Source organism: Nesterenkonia suensis, from assembly GCF_054782935.1.
Map to the genome: position 1 here is coordinate 1 of NZ_BAAGRN010000020.1, position 5600 is coordinate 5600.

General features: G+C 66.6%; 6 protein-coding genes, 1 tRNA gene and 1 rRNA gene. 7 read left to right on the forward strand and 1 reads right to left on the reverse strand.

The features are described 5' to 3' along the window. The 4 genes from rrf to ACYVKI_RS12955 all read left to right on the forward strand — a co-directional run bounded on the left by rrf (position 1) and on the right by ACYVKI_RS12955 (position 1682). Positions 1-116, forward strand: a 5S ribosomal RNA gene (rrf, locus tag ACYVKI_RS12940). A gap of 167 nt (positions 117-283) precedes the next feature. Beyond that, positions 284-360, forward strand: a tRNA-Pro gene (locus tag ACYVKI_RS12945). A gap of 105 nt (positions 361-465) precedes the next feature. After that, positions 466-1110, forward strand: a complete 645-nt coding sequence (locus ACYVKI_RS12950; protein WP_460690777.1) for a hypothetical protein — start codon at positions 466-468, stop codon at positions 1108-1110. A 26-nt stretch (positions 1111-1136) separates the two neighbouring features. Beyond that, positions 1137-1682: a TetR/AcrR family transcriptional regulator gene (locus ACYVKI_RS12955; protein ID WP_460690778.1), complete on the forward strand. Its 546-nt coding sequence runs from the start codon at positions 1137-1139 to the stop codon at positions 1680-1682. A 16-nt stretch (positions 1683-1698) separates the two neighbouring features. On the opposite strand, the gene aceB is transcribed toward ACYVKI_RS12955, so the two are convergent. Next, positions 1699-3303, reverse strand: coding sequence for a malate synthase A (gene aceB, locus ACYVKI_RS12960; RefSeq protein WP_460690779.1), 1605 nt, complete (start codon positions 3301-3303; stop codon positions 1699-1701). Positions 3304-3509: 206 nt separating this feature from the next. On the opposite strand from aceB, the gene uraD reads away from it, so the two are divergent. The 3 genes from uraD to pucL all read left to right on the forward strand — a co-directional run bounded on the left by uraD (position 3510) and on the right by pucL (position 5330). Then, entirely contained in the window at positions 3510-4004 is a 495-nt protein-coding gene (gene uraD, locus ACYVKI_RS12965; protein WP_460690780.1) for a 2-oxo-4-hydroxy-4-carboxy-5-ureidoimidazoline decarboxylase, read from the forward strand. After that, positions 4001-4327, forward strand: coding sequence for a hydroxyisourate hydrolase (gene uraH, locus ACYVKI_RS12970; RefSeq protein ID WP_460690781.1), 327 nt, complete (start codon positions 4001-4003; stop codon positions 4325-4327). The genes uraD and uraH overlap by 4 nt, the downstream gene beginning before the upstream one ends. 91 nt (positions 4328-4418) lie before the next feature. Beyond that, positions 4419-5330 carry a factor-independent urate hydroxylase gene (pucL, locus tag ACYVKI_RS12975; RefSeq protein ID WP_460690782.1) on the forward strand — a complete coding sequence of 304 codons (912 nt, stop codon included), beginning with the start codon at positions 4419-4421 and terminating at the stop codon, positions 5328-5330. Positions 5331-5600: the final 270 nt, after the last annotated feature.

The window sequence follows — 5600 nt, forward strand, 5'->3', positions numbered from 1 at the left end:
ACGGCGGTCATAGCGTGGGGGAAACGCCCGGTCCCATACCGAACCCGGAAGCTAAGGCCCACAGCGCCGATGGTACTGCACACGGGAGTGTGTGGGAGAGTAGGTCACCGCCGGACACCACTTAAAGGGAGCTGACGCCCGCACGAAGGCAATGGTGCCGACGTCGCGGGCGTCAGTTCTGTCATCTGAGGCCAGACGTTGCCGGAGGCTGTTTTTGGCAGGCACGGACGTCTTGGCTAGTATGGTCTCCTGTGAAAGCCGCTGGTCGGCTTGCACAGAGCACCGGGGTGTGGCGCAGCTTGGTAGCGCGCCTCGTTCGGGACGAGGAGGTCGCAGGTTCAAATCCTGTCACCCCGACCACCAGATAAGGGGCTCGATCATCAGATCGGGCCCCTTTGTCGTCTCCGGATATGCTGGACTCCACTGACGATCCCAGACAGGGAGGAGGGCACCATCGGTTCCGAGATGACGGGTGGGGCCGGCGGCGGCGAACATCGGCGTCGACGGGCGCAGGTGGCGGCCTCTGCCGCCACATTCGTGGTGCTCTTCACCGCGTTGCTGCTCATCATGCTGCCCAACCCCTGGGCGCTGCTGGCCGGTTTCCTTGTCGGCGCTGCTGGCGCTGCCGGCACCTACGGGACCATGAGTGGGATGGTGCAGTCCTCACAGCGGCGCAGCAGGGCCCTGAACGACGACCAGGCGGCCTTGCGGGAGGCGTTGGGGCAGTTGGAGTCCACTGTTCGCACCCGCGCGGAGAAGCTCCCGCCCTCCACTCAGGGTCAGCTGCGCATGATGGTCGTCGGACTGGAGGAGATCGTGGAGCGATGGTCCACGTTGGAGCGACTGCCGGAGCAGCAGGAAGCCGTGCGCCAGACGATCACGCGGCACCTGCCGCGGACCCTCGAGCTCTTCCTCGACCTGCCGGACACGGCCAAGCCCCAGCACGCCGGAGAGTTCAAGGAACAGATCGGCCTGCTCGCCGAGGCCGTGGCGAAGACCCGTGACACTGTAGTCGCGAAGAACCTCCAGGCGCTGCGCACCAACCGGTGGCTGCTGGAGGAGTCCCTCACCGATCCCGACGAGAAGCTGTTCCGCGACCACGGCCTCTGAGCCGAGCAGGATCCGGAGCCTCCACTATGCCGCTATCCGCACCCACCATCATCGACGCAGCGCACCGCCTGCTGCTCGACTACGGACTGCAGGACGTCTCCATGCGTCGGCTGGCCGCTGAGCTCGATGTCCGCCCTGGGGCCCTGTACTATCACGTGCCCAACAAGCAGGAGCTGCTGGCCCGAGTCGCCGCCCAGATCCTCGCCCCGCTCGCCTCTCCATCGCAGGGGGCCGAGCAGCTGCTGCACGCATTCCGCGAAGCTGTGCTGCCCATCCGGGACGGCGCGGACCTGATGCTCATCGCCTTCGGGCTGGACCCGGAGCTGCCCCCGGTGCCTGCGGTGTCCGCCAGCCTCCAACAGCGCGGCATGCCTGTTCGGGAGGCCGACCAGCGTGCCCACATCCTGATACGCTTCGCACTCGGCGCGGTCGCGGCCGAGCAGAACGCTGCGCTGCTGCACACCACCGCCGGCAAGGCTGCCCCAGGGGCGACGGCCAAGGGGCCGCACACAGCAGAAGGCGCAGCCCTCTACGATGAGGGGCTGCGCCTTCTGTGCGGAGCCGGAGGCTGACCGGCAGGAGCTCAGCTCAGTCGAGCAGCTCGTAGGCCGGGGTGGTGAGGAACTCCTCGTAGTGGTCGGCATCGAGGACCAGCCGGCGCACGATGTCGGCGGCGGGCTCGAAGTAGGCGGCGAAGGTCTCGGCGTCGCCGATCTGGTCACGCAGCGCCTGCACCTCCTCATCCAGCAGACGGCCGACGAGCTCCGCGTCCACTGTGGCGCCCGTGTCGGCGGTGACCGTGCCGTTGTGGAGCTGCTGCCACACCTGGGACCGGGAGATCTCGGCAGTGGCCGCGTCCTCCATGAGGTTGTGGATGGCGACGGCGCCGTTGCCGGAGAGCCAGATCGCCGTGTAGTAGACCGCCACATGGAGGTTCATCCGCACGCCGCCTTCGGTGACGTCGCCCTCCGCCTTCTCGACGGCCAGCAGGTCCTCAGCACTGACGTCGACGTCGTCGCGCTGCCGGTCGATCTGGTTCGGCCGGTCCCCGAGGACCTTGTCGAACTCCTCGCGACAGATCTCCACCAGGTCAGGGTGGGCCACCCAGGAACCGTCGAATCCGTCCGCCGCCTCGCGGGACTTGTCGTCGCGGACCTTTGCGATGGCCTTCTCCGTCACCTCGGGCTCACGACGGTTCGGGATGAACGCGGCCATCCCACCCATGGCGAAGGCGCCACGACGATGGCAGGTCTTGACCAACAGCTCGGTGTAGGCCCGCATGAAGGGCTGCGTCATGCCGACTTCGGCGCGGTCCGGGAGCACGAACTCCGACCCGGAGGCCCGGAAGTACTTGATCAGGGAGAACAGATAGTCCCAGCGGCCCGCGTTCAGGCCGGAGGCGTGGTCACGCAGCGCATAGAGGATCTCGTCCATCTGAAAGCCGGCAGGGATGGTCTCGATCAGCACGGTCGCACGCACGGACCCGTGGGGGAGGCCCAGGTGCTCCTCAGCGAAGCTGAACACGTCGTCCCAGAGCTTGGCCTCCTGGTGGTGTTCGATCTTCGGCAGGTAGTAGAAGGGCCCGGTGCCCTTCTCGTGGAGCAGCTTGGCATTGTGGAAGAAGTGCAGTCCGAAGTCGACCAGGGCCCCCACGGCCGGGGCACCGTCGATCTGCAGGTGCTTCTCCGGCAGGTGCCAGCCACGAGGGCGCACGACGACGGTGGGCAGCTCCACGTCGTCCCGGAGCCGGTACTCCTTGCCCTCCGGGGACGTGAACTCCAGGGTGCCCCGTGCGGCCTCATACAGGTTCTTCTGGGAGTCGATGACATTGAACCACGTCGGGGACGACGCGTCCTCCAGGCAGGCCAGCCAGACCTTCGCGCCCGAGTTGAGGGCATTGATGGCCATCTTCGCGGGGGCAGGCGGGCCGGTGATCTCCACTCGACGATCCTGCAGGGAGGCTGGGTGCTCTGCGACCGTCCAGTCGCCGTCGCGGATCTCCTGGGTCTCGGGCAGGAAGTCGAGGTGTCCTGAGGCGGCGGCGGCCTCCTGGGCGGTCTGGCGAGCCTGCAGCAGCTCGTCCCGGGTCCCGGCGAACCGACGGTGGAGCTCCTCGACGAAGGCCAGGGCCTCGTCGGTGAGGATCTCCGTGGCTCCGTCAACGGTGTAGGGCTCTGTGGTGGTGGTCGTCATACGAGCTGCTCCTTCGCACTCTCCAGTGTGTCCGATTCCATTGCACCCCCTAGTATCCATTCAATGAAAAGATGTGTCCAGATTGTGGACTCGAGAGGGAGGGGAGCGGAGGGGTGGTCGAGTGCTTGACATCCTGGAGAGGTGCACGTCACACTTGCACTTAGTGGAATAACGTATCCGTAATGCGGAATTTGGAGGCTATCGCTGTGACACTGGCGGAATTCAACACCGCGCCTGAAGAGCAGGCTCGCAGGCAGCTGAGGTCCTGCCTCCATGTGCCCCGATGGATCGACCTGCTGCTCGAGCGGCGCCCCTTCGCTTCGGTGGAGGAGGGGGTCGAGGCCGCGCGGACGGCGGCGCATCCGCTGACCCCCGCGGAGATCGACCTCGCCCTGGCCGATCACCCACGCATCGGAGAGCGCACTGCGGGAGAATCTGCTGAGGCGGAGTTCTCCCGGCGGGAGCAGGCCGGCTTGGGAGATGCTGACGCCTCCACTGAAGAGCGGCTCGCCGCCGGCAATCGCCTCTACGAGCAGCGTTTCGGTCGGGTCTTCCTCATCCGGGCCGCCGGACGCAGCCATGAGGAGATCCTCGGCGAGCTGGAGCGCCGTCTCCAGCTCGACCCCGAAGAGGAGCTGGAGACCGTCGGAGAGCAGCTCGAACAGATCGCCGCCCTGAGACTGGAAGGACTTCTTCGATGAGCTTCATCACCGCCCACGTCCTCGACGCCACCGCTGGCACTCCTGCCCGCGGTGTCGCCGTCCAGCTGCAGACCGCCGAGGGTCAGCAGCTGGCCGCCGAGATCACCGACGACGACGGACGCGTCGGCGACCTCGGACCAGAGACCCTGGAACCCGGCCCCTACCGGGTGACCTTCGGCACGGGAGACTATTTCTCGGCTCGCGGGCAGCAGAGCTTCCACCCTGTCGTGACAGTGGACTTCACCGTCCAGGCAGGGGAGAAGCACTACCACATCCCGCTGCTGCTGAGCCCGTTCGCCTATTCCACCTACCGCGGCAGCTGACCCAGGAGCTGAGGCACCTGCTCCGCCCGCCGCGGCTCAGGTGTTCTCGGCGGCTGCCCCGCAGGCATCCGCTCAACACAAGGAGACGACCATGAGTGCAGTGCAACAGGAGATCACCACCAGCGCGGTCCGACTCTCGTCGAACCAGTACGGCAAGGCGGAGAACCGTGTGGTTCGCGTCTATCGCGACTCCGCGCGCCACGAGCTGCGCGACCTCAATGTGACCTCGCAGCTCCACGGTGACTTCGAGGCCGCCCACACCGAGGGCGACAACGGCCATGTGGTGGCCACTGACACCCAGAAGAACACCATCTTCGCCAAGGCCAAGGAGGTGGGCATCAGTTCCCCGGAGCAGTTCCTGCTGACCCTGGCCGACCACTTCACCAGCGAGTTCGGCTGGGTCACCGGGGGCCGCTGGGCGGCCGAGGAGTACGGATGGTCGCGCATCGAGGGCCATGACCATTCCTTCTACCGCTCCGCACCGGAGGTCCGCACGGCGGTCCTCAAGCGCGACGGCGACCGAGACCACCTCCTCTCGGGCTTCCACGGGCTGACCGTGCTGAAGACCACTGAGTCAGGATTCGTGGGCTACCCCAAGGACAAGTACACGACCCTGCCGGAGACCGAGGACCGGATCCTCGCCACCGACATCGCCACGCGCTGGCGCTACAACACCGTCGACGTCGACTTCGAGGCGACCTACGAGAAGGTCAAGTCGATCATCCTGTCCACCTTCACCGATCACTACTCGTATGCCCTGCAGCACACGCTGTACCAGATGGGCCAGCGTGTGATCACCGAGGTGCCGGAGATCGACGAGATCCGGTTCTCCTGCCCCAACAAGCACCACTTCGCCTACGACCTCGAGCGGTTCGGGCTGGAGAACCCCAACGAGGTCTTCTATGCGGCGGACCGTCCCTATGGGCTCATCGAGGCGACCATCGCCCGCGAGGGTGTCACGGATGCCCCGGAAGCCTGGGCAGACATCGCCGGCTACTGCTGATCGGCCGCACGAGGTCTGACCTCGCCTGGCGGGGTCTGCGACGCCGCACAGACCGCCGTCCCCTGACGGCCCGGAGGGTGCTGGGTGGGCACCCTCCGGGCTCCCTTCATGCCGCGGGACGAGACCCGTCCCGGGGTGAATCCCGCCTGACCTCGTGGTGTCGCTCTGGGGACCATCCCTGTCCTTGGATCAGCGGTGCCGACCATCGACCCTTGAGAGAGGTGCCTTGTGAGCGCTGGTGAAGAGAACTCACACATTCGCAGCGGTCTG

Excerpts from the sequence above, each read along its gene's own strand:
- pucL (WP_460690782.1), top strand. The coding sequence starts at position 4,419 with ATGAGTGCAGTGCAACAGGAGATCACCACCAGCGCGGTCCGACTCTCG.
- aceB (WP_460690779.1), bottom strand. The coding sequence starts at position 3,303 with ATGACGACCACCACCACAGAGCCCTACACCGTTGACGGAGCCACGGAG.
- ACYVKI_RS12950 (WP_460690777.1), top strand. The coding sequence starts at position 466 with ATGACGGGTGGGGCCGGCGGCGGCGAACATCGGCGTCGACGGGCGCAG.
- uraH (WP_460690781.1), top strand. The coding sequence starts at position 4,001 with ATGAGCTTCATCACCGCCCACGTCCTCGACGCCACCGCTGGCACTCCT.
- ACYVKI_RS12955 (WP_460690778.1), top strand. The coding sequence starts at position 1,137 with ATGCCGCTATCCGCACCCACCATCATCGACGCAGCGCACCGCCTGCTG.